At 69.9% G+C, this 17,930-nt stretch carries 20 protein-coding genes and 3 pseudogenes; 11 read left to right on the top strand and 12 right to left on the bottom strand.

Annotated features, from left to right (window positions below; all coding sequences use genetic code 11):
• The 5 genes from IE275_RS40005 to IE275_RS39985 all read right to left on the bottom strand — a co-directional run bounded on the left by IE275_RS40005 (window position 1) and on the right by IE275_RS39985 (window position 4,175).
• Entirely contained in the window at window positions 1-1,938 is a 1,938-nt protein-coding gene (locus IE275_RS40005; protein ID WP_189717612.1) for a DUF6603 domain-containing protein, read from the bottom strand.
• 14 nt (window positions 1,939-1,952) lie between these two features.
• Window positions 1,953-2,174, bottom strand: coding sequence for a hypothetical protein (locus IE275_RS40000; protein WP_189717611.1), 222 nt, complete (start codon window positions 2,172-2,174; stop codon window positions 1,953-1,955).
• Window positions 2,175-2,193: 19 nt separating this feature from the next.
• Window positions 2,194-2,877: a M23 family metallopeptidase gene (locus tag IE275_RS39995; protein WP_189717610.1), complete on the bottom strand. Its 684-nt coding sequence runs from the start codon at window positions 2,875-2,877 to the stop codon at window positions 2,194-2,196.
• Between the two features lie 9 nt (window positions 2,878-2,886).
• Window positions 2,887-3,606, bottom strand: a complete 720-nt coding sequence (locus IE275_RS39990; RefSeq protein ID WP_189717609.1) for a peptidoglycan-binding protein — start codon at window positions 3,604-3,606, stop codon at window positions 2,887-2,889.
• A gap of 83 nt (window positions 3,607-3,689) precedes the next feature.
• Window positions 3,690-4,175 carry a hypothetical protein gene (locus IE275_RS39985; RefSeq protein ID WP_189717608.1) on the bottom strand — a complete coding sequence of 162 codons (486 nt, stop codon included), beginning with the start codon at window positions 4,173-4,175 and terminating at the stop codon, window positions 3,690-3,692.
• 763 nt (window positions 4,176-4,938) lie between these two features.
• Between IE275_RS39985 and IE275_RS39980 the strand changes: the two genes are divergently transcribed.
• The 3 genes from IE275_RS39980 (at window position 4,939) to IE275_RS39970 (ending at window position 7,080) form a co-directional block, all read left to right on the top strand.
• Window positions 4,939-5,817 carry a peptidoglycan-binding protein gene (locus IE275_RS39980; RefSeq protein WP_189717607.1) on the top strand — a complete coding sequence of 293 codons (879 nt, stop codon included), beginning with the start codon at window positions 4,939-4,941 and terminating at the stop codon, window positions 5,815-5,817.
• An 83-nt stretch (window positions 5,818-5,900) separates the two neighbouring features.
• Window positions 5,901-6,668 carry a peptidoglycan-binding protein gene (locus IE275_RS39975; protein ID WP_189717606.1) on the top strand — a complete coding sequence of 256 codons (768 nt, stop codon included), beginning with the start codon at window positions 5,901-5,903 and terminating at the stop codon, window positions 6,666-6,668.
• Window positions 6,669-6,855: 187 nt separating this feature from the next.
• Window positions 6,856-7,080, top strand: a complete 225-nt coding sequence (locus IE275_RS39970; RefSeq protein WP_189717605.1) for a cold-shock protein — start codon at window positions 6,856-6,858, stop codon at window positions 7,078-7,080.
• Window positions 7,081-7,269: 189 nt separating this feature from the next.
• Here the strand turns inward: IE275_RS39970 and IE275_RS39965 are convergent, their stop codons facing one another.
• Entirely contained in the window at window positions 7,270-7,749 is a 480-nt protein-coding gene (locus tag IE275_RS39965; RefSeq protein WP_229871081.1) for a hypothetical protein, read from the bottom strand.
• Between the two features lie 289 nt (window positions 7,750-8,038).
• Between IE275_RS39965 and IE275_RS39960 the strand changes: the two genes are divergently transcribed.
• Window positions 8,039-8,290: a hypothetical protein gene (locus IE275_RS39960; RefSeq protein WP_229871079.1), complete on the top strand. Its 252-nt coding sequence runs from the start codon at window positions 8,039-8,041 to the stop codon at window positions 8,288-8,290.
• 146 nt (window positions 8,291-8,436) lie between these two features.
• Here IE275_RS39960 and IE275_RS46335 read toward each other — a convergent pair.
• Window positions 8,437-8,597, bottom strand: a pseudogene (locus IE275_RS46335) (IS1380 family transposase); the annotation flags it as partial.
• Between the two features lie 308 nt (window positions 8,598-8,905).
• On the opposite strand from IE275_RS46335, the gene IE275_RS39955 reads away from it, so the two are divergent.
• Entirely contained in the window at window positions 8,906-9,493 is a 588-nt protein-coding gene (locus tag IE275_RS39955; protein WP_189717628.1) for a DinB family protein, read from the top strand.
• Between the two features lie 421 nt (window positions 9,494-9,914).
• Here the strand turns inward: IE275_RS39955 and IE275_RS39945 are convergent, their stop codons facing one another.
• The 3 genes from IE275_RS39945 to IE275_RS39935 form a co-directional block, all read right to left on the bottom strand.
• Window positions 9,915-10,457, bottom strand: coding sequence for a GNAT family N-acetyltransferase (locus IE275_RS39945; RefSeq protein ID WP_229871077.1), 543 nt, complete (start codon window positions 10,455-10,457; stop codon window positions 9,915-9,917).
• A gap of 162 nt (window positions 10,458-10,619) precedes the next feature.
• Window positions 10,620-10,796 carry a hypothetical protein gene (locus IE275_RS39940; protein WP_189717604.1) on the bottom strand — a complete coding sequence of 59 codons (177 nt, stop codon included), beginning with the start codon at window positions 10,794-10,796 and terminating at the stop codon, window positions 10,620-10,622.
• A gap of 305 nt (window positions 10,797-11,101) precedes the next feature.
• On the bottom strand, window positions 11,102-11,917 hold the full coding sequence (locus IE275_RS39935) for a hypothetical protein (RefSeq protein ID WP_189717603.1): 816 nt from the start codon (window positions 11,915-11,917) through the stop codon (window positions 11,102-11,104).
• A gap of 76 nt (window positions 11,918-11,993) precedes the next feature.
• On the opposite strand from IE275_RS39935, the pseudogene IE275_RS46330 reads away from it, so the two are divergent.
• A pseudogene (locus IE275_RS46330) lies at window positions 11,994-12,206 on the top strand (2-oxo acid dehydrogenase subunit E2); the annotation flags it as partial.
• Between the two features lie 86 nt (window positions 12,207-12,292).
• Here IE275_RS46330 and IE275_RS39925 read toward each other — a convergent pair.
• A complete protein-coding gene (locus tag IE275_RS39925) occupies window positions 12,293-13,402 on the bottom strand; it encodes an FAD-dependent oxidoreductase (RefSeq protein ID WP_189717602.1) in 1,110 nt (369 codons plus the stop codon).
• Window positions 13,403-13,513: 111 nt separating this feature from the next.
• On the opposite strand from IE275_RS39925, the gene IE275_RS39920 reads away from it, so the two are divergent.
• The gene (locus IE275_RS39920; protein WP_229871075.1) at window positions 13,514-14,191 is read left to right on the top strand and encodes a TetR/AcrR family transcriptional regulator; all 678 of its coding nucleotides are present in this window, start codon (window positions 13,514-13,516) and stop codon (window positions 14,189-14,191) included.
• Between the two features lie 124 nt (window positions 14,192-14,315).
• Window positions 14,316-14,792: a pantetheine-phosphate adenylyltransferase gene (gene coaD / locus IE275_RS39915; protein WP_189717600.1), complete on the top strand. Its 477-nt coding sequence runs from the start codon at window positions 14,316-14,318 to the stop codon at window positions 14,790-14,792.
• A gap of 107 nt (window positions 14,793-14,899) precedes the next feature.
• Here the strand turns inward: coaD and IE275_RS39910 are convergent.
• Window positions 14,900-15,022, bottom strand: a pseudogene (locus IE275_RS39910) (IS5/IS1182 family transposase); the annotation flags it as partial.
• A gap of 82 nt (window positions 15,023-15,104) precedes the next feature.
• On the opposite strand from IE275_RS39910, the gene IE275_RS39905 reads away from it, so the two are divergent.
• From IE275_RS39905 to IE275_RS39895, 3 genes are all read left to right on the top strand, one after another.
• Window positions 15,105-15,872: a barstar family protein gene (locus IE275_RS39905; protein WP_189717599.1), complete on the top strand. Its 768-nt coding sequence runs from the start codon at window positions 15,105-15,107 to the stop codon at window positions 15,870-15,872.
• Between the two features lie 188 nt (window positions 15,873-16,060).
• On the top strand, window positions 16,061-16,348 hold the full coding sequence (locus IE275_RS39900) for an alpha/beta fold hydrolase (protein ID WP_229871072.1): 288 nt from the start codon (window positions 16,061-16,063) through the stop codon (window positions 16,346-16,348).
• Window positions 16,349-16,708: 360 nt separating this feature from the next.
• On the top strand, window positions 16,709-17,542 hold the full coding sequence (locus tag IE275_RS39895; RefSeq protein WP_189717598.1) for a PIG-L family deacetylase: 834 nt from the start codon (window positions 16,709-16,711) through the stop codon (window positions 17,540-17,542).
• Window positions 17,543-17,930 lie beyond the last annotated feature (388 nt).

Raw genomic sequence — 17,930 nt, 5'->3', positions numbered from 1 at the left:
TCACACCTCCCAGGCCTCGACCGGCCGCACCCCGGCCAGACCGGCGTACAGCAGGCGCAGTTCCCCGTTCGTCGCCGACGGCGAGGCGGGCAGGGAGGCCGCGGTCATCGCCCAGGTCGACGCGGCCACGACGGGTGGCTCGTGGGACACGAGCAGCTTCATCTCGGTCGGCCACCAGCTCGGGTCCCGCAGGGAGACAGTGGCCGCGATCTTCTCGGCGCGCACGAGCGCCTCCAACCGCAGGAACCTCAGCACGTCGAGCATGCGCGTCGGGTTCGGGTCGGGCACGACCTTCGTCTCCCAGTCGAGCGAGGCCGTGACGAACGCGTCTTCGTCCGGCTCGGAGGTGTCGGCGACGAAGCGCACCCCCGACCGGTAGGTGTCGTACGCGGGCGCGGCCAGCTGCTCGTCGTCGGTGAGCCTGCGGAACTGACCGGGGGCGAAGCCGTCCGTGGTCGCCCCCGCGTCGGCCTCCTCGCCGCCCAGCGAGGCCGAGGCGACGTCCCACTGCTCGGCCGGTTCGACGAGCGACGGTCCCAGGCGCTCGATGTCCACCCCGAAGGGCAGCACGCGCTGCCGTGCGACGACGCCGCCGTGCGGGTGGACGCGGCGCCCCTCGCCGATCTGCCGGTTGGCGGCGGGGGACAGCAGCACCGGGATCCGGTCGCCGCCCGCGGGAGGCAGCGCGCTCCACGCCTCCGGGCGGGCGAAGGCCTCTTCCAGCCTGCGCCGCAGGTCCGCGGGCGGGGCCGGCAGGGCGGGCGGCGGGTTGCCCCAGCGTTCGTCGAAGTCGAAGGAGGCGCTGAACAGGAACAGGTCGATGCTGCCGCGCCCGACCGCGTGCCAGGGCGCGGGCCCCTCCAGGACGAGGTCGAAGGCGACGCCCACCAGAGACTCGCCGAACACCTCGACCGACAGCGAGCCCCGCATCCGCGCGCTGAACGACAGGCTCGGCTCACGGTGGACCAGGACGTCGAGCCCGAACTGGCCGCGCAGCCCACAGCCGGCGATCTCGGCGACCAGGGAGAGCTGTGCGCCGAACTGCAGGGTGTTGCTGGTGATCGCGAAGTACGCCTGGCAGCGCAGCTGGATCCATGGCACCGGGGAGAGGTTCATCGACAGCCGGTGCAGCGCCGGCACACCCCGCGGGACCGCGAACGCCGGGTGGAAACCGCCCGCGCTGAGCACGAACGTCGGATCGGGCCCGCCCCGGCTCAGCACCAGCACGTCCCCGTCGAGCGGCACCCCGGCCATGTGCGAACCGCTCAGGCTCGCCATCAGGAACGCGCTGGGTTCGGCGCTGTCGTACTGTCCGGCGAAGGTGGCCTTGAGCTGGATGAGCGGCACCTCCGGGTCCGGCACCGCGACCCGCAGGATGCCGAGCAGGGACAGCCGTACCGGGTCGGGGACCTCGGCCACGACGGCCGCCGACAGGGAGACCATGCGGCCGCCCCACGAGATCTCGAACATCGGCCCGACGACGGTGCGCCCCGGCACGGTCGGGAACAGGGCCGGCAGCCGGGGGACGACCCGTTTCGCCGCCGCCACCGGGTCGGGTGGGAAGAGCAGTTCACCGGCGGTGCCGTCGGCGATGGCGGCGATCAGGGCGTCCCGGTTCACCGCCTTGTTGACGCCCACGACACCGCCGACGCCACTCAGCGCGAAGCCGAGGCCCAGCTGGATGCCCGGCTCGGGGAAGGTCGCGCCGAGCAGCGCGACGAACGCCGGGCCGCCCGGCGCCGCCAGGTCCAGCTGCCCGAAGGCGGTCACCGTCGTGGCGGGTACGGTCGCGCTCAGCACGCCCGAGAACGAGCGGAACTGCTGGCGCTCCAGCCGGCCCCGCAGTCGCACCGGGGGCAGCGGGGAGTCGATCTCCACCACCGCCGGGAGCCGGTCGTCGGCCAGCCGTTCCAGATCGAGTCCGAAGATGCCGCCCATCACTCACCTCACGGTCAGAAACGCCCGGCCGGAAGGCCGTTCGGGGGAAGCAGGTCGAAAGAGCGGTGATCGGCCGCGGGCTCGAAGCGGACGACGCCCCCCGGCTCCTCGGGGCGCACCCGCCGGGTGGCCTCGGCCAGGGACTGGCACACGGGACCGAGGTCTTCCGTGCCGCTGACGTCCGGCCGGGGGCCCTTGTCGAAGAACGCCCACCACCGGGGGTCGTGGTGCGTCATGGCCGGTCTCCCGCCTCCGTCACCAGCTGGGCTTGGCGACATTGCCGTAGGCCCAGGAGGAGCCCTTGGACATCTCGAAGTGCAGGTGCGGCCCGGTGGAGTTGCCCGTGCTGCCGACCGCGCCGAGCCGCTGCCCGGCGGTGACATGCTGACTGGCCTTGACCTGGCGCTGCGAGAGATGGCAGTAGGTGTAGACGTGACCGTTGTCCGCGGCCAAACCGATCCACTGACCGTAGGCTCCGCCGTCGCCGTTCGACCAGGAGATGGTGCCGGCGCGTACGGCGACCACGGGGGTTCCCGTGTCGGCGGCGAAGTCCTGCCCGGTGTGCCGGCCGTGACCGTCGGGCTTCCAGGCGTAGCCGCCGCGTTCGTAGAACTCGAACGAGACCTTGTGCCCGGGTACGGGCGAGCTCACCCGGCCGGTGTGCGGCGCGGCCCCGCCCGAGAGGTGGAAGAGGCCGGTGAGGCGGCCGAGCGTGGCCAGGGAGCTCGGGCCCGGTACGCCGTCGGCGTCGGCTCCCTTGAAGCCCTGGGCGAGCTGCTCGGCCCGGTAGGCGGCCTTGGTCTGGTCGCCGAACAGGCCGGTGGCCCCGTCGGGGATCTTGCGGCCCCGCTTGATGAGGGCCTTCTGGACGATGCGTACGTCCTCATTCCGCTTGCCGAGCCGGACGTTGGACGCAGTGACTGTGGGCGGGGAGACCATGAGGAACTCCTAGTACCAGTGGGGAGCCCGCCGCAGATCCGCCTGCTGGACACGGGCCGCGAAGTTCGAACCGGAGTGGTTCACGTGGTAGCGGTCGCGGACGTAGTTGACCGTCGCGCACATGCAGGCGACCACGTCGTACGGCGTGGTGGCCGTGCCCGCCTGGTGGTACGTGGCGAACGTGACCGGGATGCACTGCGTGGCTCCCCGGGAGCAGTTCCGCGGGTGGCCGTCGGAGACGCGCGGGCCGCGCGCGTTCATGTCGGTCGTGTTGATGCGGAACTTCGGGTGATTGCTTGCGGACTCGCGCTTGGCGATGGTGGCGAGCGCCGGGACGCCGAACTGCGGGTCCATGCCGGTCAGTTCGCACGCCTTACGGGCGTAGCGCCGCATCGCCTCCTCCCCCGACTCGTCGCCGGGATCACGGAAGGTGACCTGGCCGGGGGTGAGCCTTCCGCTGCCGGCCGCGGGCGCGCCGCCGCCGTCCAGCCGGAAGAGGCCGGTGAGGCTGCCGAGGGCGGCCAGCGAGGTCGGGCCCGGTACGCCGTCGGCGTCGGCCCCCTTGAAGCCCTGGGCGAGCTGCTCGGCCCGGTAGGCGGCCTTGGTCTGGTCGCCGAACAGGCCGGTGGCCCCGTCGGGGATCTTGCGACCCCGCTTGATCAGGGCTTGCTGGACGATGCGTACGTCCTCGTTCCGCATGCCGAACCTGACCTTGGACACAGCGACCATGACGAGGCCTTCCCATCGAACATCGCGTGGCACTTGCCTGCCGCGGTCACGCCGGTCCCGCACCTACCTGGGACCGACATCCTTCAGTCGACGTGGTAGGAGACGTAGTAACAGGACTTCTCCTCCTCGGAGAAGGCGATCTTCGACAGGTCGCCCTGTCCCTGCTCGGTCTCGTCGATGGTGACGGAGCCCAGCTTGTCGTCGTTGCCGAACGGGCTGTCGTCCTTCTCCCACAGGAACACCGTCGCGGCGCCCTCCACGGGAAAGGTGACTCCGACGGGGATCCGGGCTCCCGCGGCGGCCTCGATCGGGTCGCCCTGCGGCCACACCCTGTTGTCCAGGCCGGGCGAGTCGGTCGTCGTGGCGTAGAGGTCGTCCGGTGCCTCGTTCGCGGCGTCACTGATGAGCCGGCCGACGTCGACGTTCCCGGTGAGCCGGTCGATGAGCTGGGCACCCGGCAATTCGTAGACCGGGGCAAGCAGAGTGTTGACCACCGCCCCGAGGTCGAAGTCGGTCGATGTCGCCGGCCGCACGCAGATGAACTCCTCGATGGTCGCCGTCGCCGTCATGGCGTCCTCCTGTCGGTCCTGGGGCCGGCTGCCGGGCAACACGCTCGCTCGCCGGTCCTGCGCCGCCTCCGACACTACGGACGGGGTGTCAGCGCGGCGTCATTCCGTCGTCATCGACGGCGCCGGGCCCGGTTGCAGGGGGTGAACGGGAGTCCGAAAATGAGGAAGCGGTACGCGTCGTCGAACCGTGCGACATCTCGGGGGTCTCGGTCGAGACGACGAACGCGACCGTGTGCCCTCGACGGCGAAAGGCCCGTGAGAGGCGCGCCCACGCGAACCGCGCTCGCGAGGCGATCTGAGTGGCGTCCACTCCTCGGCTGAGACTTCTCGGAGAGTTCCGTCCGGAACTGGACACCGGGCATGTCGACCTGCCCGGCGACGCCCCCGCGCCGCACGCCCCGCCTTCGCCGGGAGCGCTGACCGTCGAGGATCCGCTGCCCGGCCGGGACGAGGACCACGTGCCGCTGGAGTGCGAGCGGCTGCGACCGCACGCGGTCCCTGATACGGCGGAGCGGACCGGCCCTAGCGATCGAGGAGGCCTGGGCCGGCGTGCGGGCGGCTCCCTTGCGGCCGCCGCGGGGGAGCGCGCACCGGGTGGTCGAGCCGTCCCGTCCCGTCTCGCGGAGCGCAACGGCGGCGAGGCGGTGCGCCAATTCGAGGCGTTTCGCCGCCTGTTGGAGGAGGAACTCGGTGTCGCGCCCTCGCTCCGGCTCACCTGGATGCCGCCCGAGCGAGCCGGCGCCGGGGGAAGGAGGGCAGCATCATGCACCAGAGCGTCCGCGACTACTGGATCACCTTCAACGACCCGCTGGAAGGACGCGTCAACTTCATGTACCTGGACGTGAAAGGGTATGTGAGCACCGGCATAGGCAACAAGATCGACCAGACGGCACGGGACAATTCCGCACCCACCGCGCAGGAGCGGGCCGACTCACTGGCCGCCGCGGGCAGACTCCGCTGGCTCGTCGACGACGTGGGCACGGAGGCGGCACCCGAAGAGGTCGCCCAGGAATGGGACACCGTGAAGTCCCATCTGGAGCTGGCACCCTTCGGCCACAACAGCTTCAGGCCGCCCCTGACCCGCCTGCACGTGGACGACGACGACGTCGACCGCCATGTCTTCGAGAAGCTCGACGAGATGGAGGGAGTGCTCATCGGCCGCGACGGCTTCGGTGACTTCCACTCCTGGCCGGCCAACGCCCAACTCGCCACACTGAGCATGTGCTGGGCGATGGGCCCGAAGTTCAGGTTCCCGAAGTTCCAGGGGCACGTGGGAGTGCGGAACTGGGCGGGCGCGGCGGACGAATGCCACTTCACCCCGGACGTCGGCACCATCAGGATCCGCAACGAACTGGACCGGGCGCACCTGCTGCTCGCCCTCGACGCGGAGTCCCAGGGCCTGCCGCCGGAGCAGATCGTGCTGGAGCTGTCGGACGTGTTCGGCGTCCAGGGAGCCCTTCTCGCCCTGCACGTCACACCGCTGACCCAGGACGGTGTGGACGGCCCGCTCACCCAGGGCAAGGTCAAGGAGTTCCAGACGGCCAACGGCCTGGTCGAGAACGGGTCGTTCGACGACCCGGAGACCCGGTCCGTGCTCGCCTCCCGGCTCTCCGCGCAGGGCTTCATCGTCTTCGGCGCCTGATCTGGGCGCCGGCGGCGAAGAGACAAGGAGGAGACCGCGGGAGGGACAGGCTCACCGGCGAAGAGACGGAGAGGCACGGCATCATGAACGCGTTCACCCTCGACATGTCCGGCCCGTTCCAGCCGGGAACCGGCGCCGACGACCTCGGCGGACCGAACGTCGGCGGCCACCAGCCACCGCACTGGTACGAGCAGTACGGCATGGACTTCGGAGCCGCCGAAGGCACCCTCGTCCGCGCGGCCTTCGACGCGCACGTCACCCGGTACAACCCGCACGACCCGTCCGCCGACACGCCCAAGGTGTACGGCGCCCAGCTCTTCATGCGAGCCCCCAACGACATGATGGGCGGCTACTGCACCCACATCACCGATGTCCCGGCCGGACTCACGGTCGGCTCCTCGGTCGCCCGCGGCGATCCGCTGGGCAGCGTCTGCCGCGGCGGCCCGACCACCACCCATCTCCACTGGGCACTCGTCGAGATCATCGGCGGCGCACTGGACGGCCAGTACCAGGGAGTCGACCTCCACGAGTTCTTCCTGGGCATCACCGGCACGGACACCGTGGCCTCGGTGACCTTCCCCCAGGACGGCTCAGCGCCGATGCCCGGCGGTGGCGCCGGCCGCCCCAGGGCGTTCCAACTGGCGGGCGTCCGCGGCATCCAGGAAGCCCTGACCGAGCTCGGCTACGACCCCGGCTCCATCGACGGCATCGACGGCCCGCGCACCCGGGCCGCGGTGAGCGCCTTCCAACGGGATCAAGGGCTGGCGGAGGATGGGCAGTGGGGAGACCACACACATGCCGCGATGGTGGCGGCTCTGCGGGCCAAGGGGTTCCTGGTGGATGGGGACTGAGTCATCGGGTGGAGCGGTTGCCTCACCGGCCGCTGAGGCCGGCCTCGGCCGGCCTGCGCCTCAGATCGGCTCGGGTGCATCTGGGGTGGTGAAAGCGCACCGGGTGGGACGGGGCCGCAAGTGATCGCAGCTTCCCGAGCTGAGGTGCCGATCCCGTCGCGGCGGAGAAGGCCGTAGGCTTGCGCGCATGGTGACTGCAACCGTCCGTGAGTGGTACGACGAGGAAGGGTGGGGAGTTCTCGACTCCCCTGCTACCCCCGGCGGCTGTTTCGGCCACTACTCCAACATCCAGGCGGCCGGCTTCCGCAATCTGTCCCCCGGACAGCAGGTTGACCTCACATGGGAGGCCCCTGGCTTCAAGCAGGACGGGTACGACTACCGCGCGGTGAGCATCGTTCCTCGGCCTGCCTGACATCCACGGCCGACACCAACGGCAGAAGCCTGATCCAGGTTTGGCCGGTGCACCACAGCCGCTCCCACGACAGGGCGCCCCGCGAGCCTGACCTGGCTTCCTCACCCACGACACCCCCGTGCCCTCGAAGCATGGGGGAGGAAGCCCCGGCGACTCGGCCGGAAGAGGCAGGACCCTCCAGTCCGGCCGTCATTCGAAATCAAGCGGCCCCACGCCCAGATCCTCCCGCATGAGGCGGCGCATCTTGGCCATGGCCGTGCGCCGCTGTGCGATCAGAGGCGCGTCGTCGGCGGAACCGACAGCCACGCCCCCTGCGTAGGCATCGCGGAGCCGGCGCAAGCTGTGGAACGCCTCGTTGCCGACGGCCACCACGTGCGGTGCGCCCACGAGCCAGAGGCGTTCACTCACCGTGTACAGCCCGGTACTACGGAAAGCCTCCCGCACGGCGGTGTCCCGCGCCGACTCGGACATGTGGTCGCCCAACGCGACGGCCCGTATCTCCTCACCCGCGGCTTTGAGGGCGGAGACGAATTCCGTGTACACCTCGCGTCGCACTTCCGACGCGTGCCGTGCTTCCTCGCGCCTCCATCGATTGCGGTCAGCGAGCAGCGTGGCGGTAATGCCGATCGCAGCACCGGCCAGCGTCGAGAGCAGGGGCATCCAGTCCATGGGCCGCAGCTTCTCCGAGGCGACACGGCCGGCGCCAGGGCTTGAACCAAGAGGTCGCGCCAGACTCTCGGGGGACACCGGGGAAGCACGGCGAAAGCAGCAGAGCCCAGCGGGACCACACATCCGTCATTGGCCCAGGCCGACGATGCCCGCCCTCGGCCCGGAATGGAGAGTTCGGCCCCCAACCCGATGCGTCGGAGCTGGCGGTTGCAGTCCGGGCAGGTTGCTGCCACGTCCTGTCGAGGGGACCGACGGCCCGTACGATGCCGGGTATCTGCCCCGGTCGGCGATGACGTTCCACGCCGTCACAAAGCCCATTGCCGAGCCTGGTCCCAAGGTGGGCGGTGACCCCGTATGGCTGGGCGAGCCTTCCTGGCCAGTGCACCCCGGGACCGGGGAGCCACTCGACTTCATCGGGCAGTTCTGTCTGGCGGGCACCGACCTCGAAGAGCAGTACTTCCTGAACTTCCCTCACGGCTACGGATACGCGTACCTCAGCCCGGACCGCTTGGAGGGTCGCTTCAGCTGGGAGGCAGCCTGACCTCGATCTTGCACGAGGGTCCGTCGGCTTGATGACGGACCCTTTCTGCTCGTGGGCAGGCTGATGGCCCGCCTGTCGCGTCGGGTGGGCGCCAGGTTCCACGGCTCCGGTTGTGTGTGCTGCGCGCAGGGACGAGTAGTTGCTGGTCAGCCGGGGTTCGGCAGGACCGCGAGCCGTTGTACGGCCGCGGCTATTACGCCGGTCCAGGGCCAGTTCTCTGCGAGGCGCAGGATGCGACACCCCGTCCGGTGGTGACGAGGTGAGCGGCTGCGGAGAGCAGCCGCAGGCGGCGGGGTTCCGAGAGCCGGTCCTCGCGAACGACGACATCGACGACCCGCCTCTTCGGCAAGGACTCCCTGACCTCCGGCGGCACGGTGAAGTGCTCCCGGAGCGCACGCCGACTCGTCAACGGCTCAGACTCTGGCGTCGCCATCGGATGCCGGACATCGGTGACCTCGCCATACTCGCCTCAGGGGTTGTCTCACGCGGCGAGTTCCGCGAGTTTCTTGTAGCAGGTCAGGGCGGCGGCCATGGGCAGGCCTCGGCTCTGTCAGTCGTTGCGGACCAGGTACGGGATCTTGAGACCACGAGCAGCCCATGGCAGGCTCATGCCGCATGATCGATGAATTCGCGAAGGACAACCTGCACGGGAGACTGCGCCGGGACCGCGAGGCGCTGCTCTGGAAACTCGACGGCTTGTCCGAATACGACGCCCGCCGACCTTTGACAGCGACCGGGACCAACCTCCTCGGCCTGATCAAACACTTGGCCACCGTCGAGGCCAGGTACTTCGGCGAGGTCTTCGACCGCCCTTCCCCGGAACCGCTGCCCCGGTGGCAGGACTCCGACGGCAGCGATCTGTGGGCGGCCGAGGACGAGACTCACGATCAGATCATCGAGTTCTACCGGCGCACGTGGGAACACTCGGACGCGACGATCAACGAGCTTCCCCTCGACGCCCCCGGCCACGTGCCGTGGTGGCCGCAGCCTCATGCCGACACGAACCTGTTCGCCGTCCTGGTCCATGTCCTCGGCGAGTCCATCCGGCATGCCGGGCACGTCGATATCCTGCGCGAGGGCCTCGACGGCCGGACCGGGTTGCGCCCGGAATACGAGGAGCCGATCGACGAGGAAGCCCGTGCGGCCTACTGCGCGAAGATCGAGCAGGCCGCCAGGTCGGCCGCACCGATCAAGGCTTACTGATCGTTTCGGAGTGAGGTTCGAAGCCGTCTCAAGCAGATGATGCCGCAGGCGAGTTGAAGCAGTCCGAGGTGGACGTCGCCGCGAATCTCGTAGCGTTCCGGAGTCATTTGAACTGGTGGAGCCAGACGAAGGTCCGCTCCACGACCCAGCGGGTCTTTCCCAGTCCGGTAGTCGTAGCCGTGGTCGGCGAACGAACCGGCCTGTTCGGTGCCGTGCCGATCTACGATCAAGTGGTGCTTGCTGCCGGCCGAGTCCGGCGAACGCCCCGGTCGGCACCGCTGGAAGAGTGAACGGTCGATCGCCTGGCTCACCGTCCGATACCTACGAAAGGGCTCGCGCTTCCCCGTCGTCCTCAGCCTGGCCGCCGCACCGACCTGCTACGCAGGATGGTTGGCCTTCACGCACCGATGATTCGGCAAGATCACAATCCACCGCTGGGGCTCGGCCGCCATTCCGCTTCGAGGATGCTGAACATCTCGGAGTCCCGCCAGCCGTCCCGGATCAACGCGGTGTGCCGATGCCGCCCTTCGTACGTCATGCCGAGCTTGCCCAGCAACCGGGACGACGCGAGATTGCGGGGGTCACAGGTCGCGTAGATCCGGTGGAGTCCCCGTTCCCCGAACCCGCGCGACAGTAGCTCTTGCCCGATCGCCGTGCCCACGCCACGCCCCCAGGCTTTCGGGTGCACGATGTAGGCGATTTCGCCCTGACGATGGCGACGGCTACGAATGTGCAGCTCACCCATGCCGACGAGTTCGTCCTCGAACCGAGCGATGTAGACGAATCTCTCCTGATGGGCGTGCGACCAGGCTTCGACGGCGGTCTGCACGAACTCGCGCGTCTGGTCCTCGGTGTTCGGTCCCCAAGGCTGGTAGCGACAAGCTTCCTCGAGGCCGGCCCAGGAGTGCACGGCCTGCCAGTCGTCGAGTGCGGGCTTGCGCAAAGTCACCATGGATCGGCTCACAAGTGGATCTTGCCAGATCTCGCACGCATGGGGCACGAGCCCGGACTTCGTAGTGGCAGGTGCCCTTGCCGCGCGGCGATGTCGAGGATCACGGCGTGGAAGCCGTGTTGTCGGGCCCCGGGACCCTGTGAGGCGATACCGGGGCCCTGCACCGTTCATCGATCATTGATCGGCGGTTGCGTCTTCCCGCCGCTCGCCCTCCGCCTGGGACGGTTCGGTCCTGGGGACATCGGGGTGCTGCATGGCCGCGCGCTCGGCTGGTTCGTCGCGCTCGCCCTCGGCCTGGGAGGGCGTGTGGGAGTACAGCCAGCGGTCGTAGTCCGAGGCTCCGGTTTTCATTGCGGCCTCCTTTGCCAGCTCATCTCCCATGCTCCTCCCGGTGGCGCAGGAAGACGAAACCGGCTGGCACTTTGTGACAGGGGTGCGCGTTCGGACGGTCCGATGCGGGCTGGCAGATCGCTTCGGCAACGAGTTCAGCGATCGCCGTCGGTCACAACCTCGTGACCCGGTGCGACGTCGCGATCAACTCACCCGGCCCAGACCTCACCATGCCCACTTCAACGAGCCTCCTGCTCTTCGGTCGCCGTCTACGACGGGGATCCGTCGACGGCGCCCATGATGGCGCGGGCGAGGAGGTACTGGCCTCAGACCCCGGCGCCGGCGTTCCCGCGCCGCCGTCGGCCCCGGTTGCGGCGTCGGCGTTGGCGTAGCCTGCTGGTGCGCAGCCGGGCGGCGGATTCCGGGTCGCTCGCGGCCAGTTCGGTCAGGGCCGGGTGAACGCCCGCCCGCTCCGGATATCCGGCCGAGGGATCGCACCGCCATGCTTCCGCGTCGCCCCGCCGTTCGGACAGATGCAGCCAGAGGAACTGCGCGAGCAGTGCCGCGCCGACGAGGACGGACGCCGTCCAGTCCACCGTTCCGCGGGGCCGGTGGTCGAGCAGCGCCATCGTTGTGAAGGTCAACTCCAGCACCAGCAGCAGGACGCCCACGACCGTCAGACAGCCAGGAGGGCGCGGCGTACGGGGCTTGCCGGCGTCCAGCCGGGCCCGCACCGCCGCGTGGAACTCCGCCCGGGCGGCACGGAAGGCGGTGTCGTGCACCAGCAGGTTGCCCAGGGCGGCGGACGCGGTACGGCGCCGCAGGGCGGCGAGCAGGGCGTCCGGCAGCGGATGCCCGGCCCTGCGCTCGGGATCGGCGCCGGCCGCGGTGAGGCCCAGATTGCCGCGGTGGTTGACGGTGACCAGCCCGTCGAGCACCAGCCGTGCGGCACAGGCCTGGACGTCGTCCTCGGGCCACCAGAGCTCGTCGGTGCCGATGTACGGATCGTCCGCCGTCGCGGCGGCGTACCGCTCGGCCAGCGTCCGCCGCCACCGTGCCTCCCGTCGGCGACGCACGCCGAGCGACCCGTACAGTACGGCCGTGACGGGCGGGACGACGCAGGCGAGGACGACGGACATCACGCGTCGAGCGTAGAGCGCCGGGCGGGTCCGGGGACATTCGATATCGCGCTGCCGCCCACGGCCCTGGCAAGGGCCGGTGGCTCGAGCTGGAACAGGCAGCCGTCCGCCTCGTGATGGCCACTGCGCCGAACTCGCCGCCGCCATCGCCGTCTTGGCGAGGACCGCGGGGGAGGGGCGTACGGAATCCCATGATCTGACGGACAGAACCGTCGCCCTGGCCGCCGTCGGCCTCTTCGGTGTGGACACGGCCACGCCCGTCCTCAACCCGAGGGAGGCCGCCATCCTCGCGGGGGGCGCCGTACCGCGAGGGCGGCCCGCGGCCCCATACCGGCAGGCGCCGGGCCGACCGGACTCCCCGCCGGACGCCGCTGCCCTTCAGCCAGGTCGGAAGAACGCCAGCATCTTCTGGGCGGCGTCCGGCGACGTCAGCAGTTCCTGCATGTCCGTGGACATCCGGGCGGCAGCGCTGGTGCGTGCGAACATCTCGCGTTCGTATGCTCTGACGGCGGCGGGACGGTCGTCCGGGTGCTCGGCCAGTGCGAGACCGAGCAGGGCACCGTCGAGCAGCGCCATGTTGGCGCCTTCTCCCACCGGCGGCATCAGGTGCGCGGCATCGCCGAGCAGCGTCACGTCAGGCGCCGGCGGCCAGGTCAGGCCGACCGGGAGGGTGGTGATCGTCCGTGGCACGACCGTGTCGTCGCAGGCCTCGATCAGGGCGGTGAACCGCGGGTCCCAGCCGGGAAGCAGGTCGATCAGCCGCGCCTTGGCGGCGGCCGGGTCGTCGAACGGGATCCCGCTGGTGGCGAACCAGTCCTCGGCGGTGTTGTAGAAGCTGAGGCCGATACGGACGCGGCCGTCGCCGTTGCGCTGCGCCGCCAGGGACAGCCCGTCGCCGAGCACCCAGTAGGTGCCGCGCCCGACCATCGCCGCGAGGTCGGGGTGCGTACGGTCGATGTCGGGAATGCCGACCTCGACGACGTTCTGGCCGATGTGCGCCGGCCGGGCGTCGGTGAGCAGCGCGCGAACCCGGGACTGCGCGCCGTCCGCCCCGACCAGCAAGTCGTACGCCGCGCTGGTGCCGTCGGCGAAGTGCAGCACGCCGTCGCCGGCGGACTGGAACGTGTGCCCCCAGCGCACCATGCCTTCGGGAAGGGAATCCAGCAGCAGGCCGCGCAGGTCGGCGCGGTCGACCTCGGGCCGATCGAGCGGGGCGTCGTCGGGTGTGTCCTCTTGGAGCAGCAGGGTGCCGTCCGGCTCGAGGAGACGCATGTCCTGGCCTTCACCACGGGCAATCGCGTGGAACTGATCGATCAGACCCGCCTCGCGCAGCGCCCGCTGGCCGGAGTGGATGTCGAGCATGCCGCCCTGACCGCGCGCGCCGCGTGACGATTCACGTTCGTACACGACGGCGTCGATGCCGTTCACATGCAGCACCCGGGCCAGGACCAGGCCACCCAGGCCGGCTCCGACAATGGCGATGTCCACAGCCACGCCCCCTTCGATTCACTGTATCGACCAATACACTGTATCACCGGCCAGCGCTGTATTGTCATCGGCATGTTGGTGTGGGAGCGGCCGGAGCCGCCGGATCGACCGATGCCCGCCCCGCTGAGCCGGGAACGGATCGTCCACGCGGCGATCCAACTCGCCGATGCGGACGGCTTGGACGCGGTCTCCCTGCGCAAGGTCGCCGCGGTCCTGGACGTCGGACCGATGCGCCTGTACCGCTACATCGCCACCAAGGAAGAACTGCTCGACCTGATGGTCGACACGGTCCACACCGAGATCCGGCCCGTCGGCGACAGCTGGCGCGAAGTGCTCCGCTCCCTCGCCGAAACCACCCGGCAGGCCACCCACCGGCACGAATGGCTCGCCGACCTGATCGGCGGACGCCCCCAGCTCGGCCCGAACGCACTGGCCGCCGGAGAAGCCGTACTGGCCGGGATGGACGGCATCGACCTGGAGACCGTCGTACCGGCGGTCTCCGCGGTCAACGCGTACGTGATCGGCGCGGTACGCCGGGAGATCACCGAGCGGCGCGCCGAGCGGCTCTCCGGGATGGACATCAAGCAGTGGCAAGCCACCTTCGGGCCCTATCTGCAACGGACCTTCGCCACCGGCCGATTCCCGGCCCTGGCCACGGTCGTACGCGACGGACCCCACCTGGAAGCCGACCAAACCTTCCGGATCGGCCTCGACCTCCTCCTCGACGGCATCGAAGCCCGCATCTCCGACCGACACGCGACCGAGGGGCCGGACCGGCACCGCGCGTGACGCCGACTCGGCGCCGACTCACGATGCGGCGGGCCGATCGTGGTCCTCGGGATGCCGACGCGGTCGCGGCAGATCGCCCTGGCAATTCCCTACCGGGGTAGGCCGCTTGTTACTCTTTTCGATCATGCGAGCCCTCTTCCCAGGATCCTTCGACCCGGTCACTCAAGGGCACCAGGACGTACTCCGGCGCGCGGCCCTGCTGTTCGACGAGGTCGTCGTGTGCGTGATGTTCAATGCGAACAAGGTCGGCCGCTTCCCCGTCACGGAACGGCTGGACCGGCTCCGCGCGGCAGCAGCCGACTTGAGCAACGTCACGGTCGACTCCCACACCGGCGGCCTGCTGGTCGACTACTGCCGCCGAGCCGGAATCGACGTCGTCATCCGCGGAGTCCGCGGCGTTGCCGACCTGGAGTACGAAATGCCGATGGCCCGCATGAACCACGAACTGGCCGGAGTCGAAACGTTCTTCATCGCCGCCGACCCCACCCTGGCCCACATCTCCTCCACCCTCGTCACCGCTGTGAGCCAACAGGACCGTGTCCCGAACGATGAGGTGAGCGAGCTTCTTTCAGCAGGTGGGGGCAATGGCGAAGGTTCCTGAGAGGGGTCCCGCGTGGTGAGGCGGTCGAGTCGTTCGAAGCAGCAGACGGCTACGGCGAGGCCGCGGAAAGCCCGGTAGTCGGAGGGATGGCGTTCGTAGCGGTGGTTCATCGCCGCGAACAGCGTCTCATCAGGCGTGCCCCGCGCTCCGCCGCCCTGTGGCCGCACCTTCGACGCTGGGACGAGCGGCTCGGAGATCTCCCACAGCCCGTCCGGAAGGGAGTCCGTCAGCTCCCGGGCCGAGGACGAAAACCCTGTGGCAGCTGTCCAACCGACGTCCTACCCTGCAGAGCTGGAACCACCCGGGAGGCACATGAGTGACGGGCCGCGCTTCGCGTTGTTCGACGAGTCGGGCGAGATACCCCTGGCCTTCTGCGCCGACGTGACGGGCTTCTTCTACGGCAGCAATCCCGGTCACAGGGCGATCACGTTGAGGAAGTGCACTCCGACACCCGCCCTCGCCGAAGTCGCCGGCCAGGCACGGAAGGAACAAGTAGACCTCTCGATCAAGATGCTCGACACCCAGGGGCGACCTCTCGCGGGGGAACTGATCTGTGGCGTGGAAGTGGGCACACCTCGGCGGTCGGGTGAGGCCCACGACGTCGTGGTCTCGGGGACGCTCTGGAGCGCACCGACGGTCGCGGCCCGCCCCATCTGGGAGCGATGGTGTCTGGGCAGGCCCGAGACCAACAATCGATGGGCGGCGTACGCACCGAACGGCCGCGAGGCTTGGCTGAGTCTCGTGTGCCGGCAACCGCGGAGAACCGGGCCCGACGCACAGCACCGGACCTACCAGCTCGACGGCCGCTACATCACCGACCTGACCAGCTTCTACCTGGCCTTCGGCGAGGCGATCAACGGCCCTGGTGGCTCCTACGGTGCCGGCTTCTTCTGGTTCTGGGACTCCTTCAAGGGAGGGGCGGGTGCGATCCCGCCGTTCACCGTGGTCTGGAACGACTGGCAGGTTGCGGCGCCGAGGCTGAGGTACCCGTACCACCCGGTGGGGGGAACGCCGAGCGATTGCTTCGCGATGACCGTTGCCGGCCTTCGGGAGATTGGCGTCGAGGTGGTCTTGCCGTAGACGTCCAGTGGCTTGGACGAGCGTGTGCAGGCGCGGGCGGATGTCGAATTTCCTTCGGTCCGGTCGCCCGCCGCCGACGCGGCACTCGGCGTGCCCGCCTCCTCCACCGGGTCGGCCGTCGGCGACGGGTAGGTGCGCGGTCGCTGCTCGCGCGGCAGCCCGCACCGGACAGGACCGATCACTTCCGGATGGTGGGGCGCCACGCCACGGTCCGGTGGCCTCGGCCGACATGTGCGGCAGCCGCGATCAACGAGTCGGCCCCCCGCATCGCGGCCCCGCTGCTGGTCGTGGACGGCGACCAGGACGTCATTCCCGGCGTGACGAACGGAGAGCCTCTGGCCCGTCTGGCGCCGCACGGCACCTACCTGTCCGTCCCGCACGGCGACCACCTCCTCGGCAACGCGCGGCCGGACTGGCTGCCGCACCTCAGTGACCACATCACCCACACCCTGACGGCGACGGGAACACCCGCGTGAACCGTTGCTCAGAGCCTCGGCGGCTCCCGGTCCGGCCGAACACACTCGCAGTCCGATCGGCCTTCTCCGGAGCGTCGCCGCCGACCGCTCTCGCTCCATTCCGCACCCTCGACGACGACGCCTTCCCCTCGCGCCGATGTTCCTCGTTCGCGTGGAAACGCGGACTCCTGCGATGCCGAGTGGCCGCACCGGGAACAGGCGGTCCGGCCGGGACGGTTGCACCTGGAGAGGGACCGGCGCCGCACGGGCGGGGAGGACGGAGACCACGAGGTCGTCCGCCCCACTTGGAACCGGGCCCAGGGTCGCGGTACGCCCGCCGCGCACTTGGACCAAGACGTATTTCCGCAGGAGGACTGTTTCATGACTGACCGGCCCTTGACGCTCATGGCAGTACACGCCCACCCGGACGACGAGGCGACCGGAACCGGAGGGGTCCTCGCGCGGTATGCGGCGGAAGGCATCCGCACGGTTCTTGTGACGTGTACCGACGGCGGTTGCGGTGACGGACCGGGGGGCATCAAGCCGGGCGATCCCGGGCACGATCCGGCGGCGGTCGCCGGGATGCGCCGTCAAGAACTCGAGGCGAGCTGCGACGTCCTCAAGGTCAGCGATCTGGAGATGTTGGACTATGCCGACTCCGGGATGATGGGCTGGCCGAGCAACGACGCCCCCGGATCCTTCTGGCAGACCCCCGTGCGGGAAGGCGCGACCCGGCTCGCGGAACTGATGCGGCACTACCGACCTGATGTCGTCGTCACCTACGACGAGAACGGCTTCTACGGCCACCCCGACCACATCCAGGCACACCGCATCACCATGGCGGCGCTGGAGATGACCGAGCTGACACCGAAGGTGTACTGGACCACGGTGCCGCGCTCGATGATGCAGCGCTTCGGCGAGATCATGCGCGAGTTCCATGAGGACATGCCGGAGCCGGATCCCGCCGAGGCGGCCGCGTTGGCCAAGATCGGCCTGCCCGACGACGAGATCACCACCTGGGTGGACACCACCGCCTTCAGCGGCCAGAAGTTCGACTCGCTGGCCGCGCACGCCAGTCAGGGCGAGAACATCTTCTTCCTCAGGATGGGCAAGGAGCGGTTCGGCGAGCTGATGGGCATGGAGACCTTCGTACGTGTCCAGGACGCCACCGGCGCGCCCGTACCCGAGAACGATCTCTTCGCCGGACTGCGCTGATCCGCCCGTCCGACCGACCCGGGAAGGCCCCTCGACCGCACGGCGCGATCGAGGGCCATCCGGCATCCGGCATCCGGCTTCCGTCATTCGCCTTCCGCCATCCGCAGGGCTCGGCCGGTACCGGCAGCCGGTTCCTCCGCCTTGTCTCCCGACCGCCTGCGCCCAGGGGAGGGCGACGGGGTGGTGCGCTCGCCTCGCGGCCTCGTCCTCGCAGGCCCGGACGGGCGGTCGGGCCATTGCCAACCCCGCGTGTGCGCATTGCGCACTCCCCGTCCCGCCGTCCGCTATGCCGGCGGGACGGGGACGGGGACGGGGATGGGGACCGGTCCCGGTCCCGCGGCCGCCGAGGGCATCTCCGGCGCGGCCGCGGGCGGCCGGTTTGCGCATG

The organism is Streptomyces phaeofaciens (genome assembly GCF_014648915.1).
Lineage (GTDB): Bacteria > Actinomycetota > Actinomycetes > Streptomycetales > Streptomycetaceae > Streptomyces > Streptomyces phaeofaciens.
This window is presented reverse-complemented; position numbering and strand designations above follow the sequence as displayed.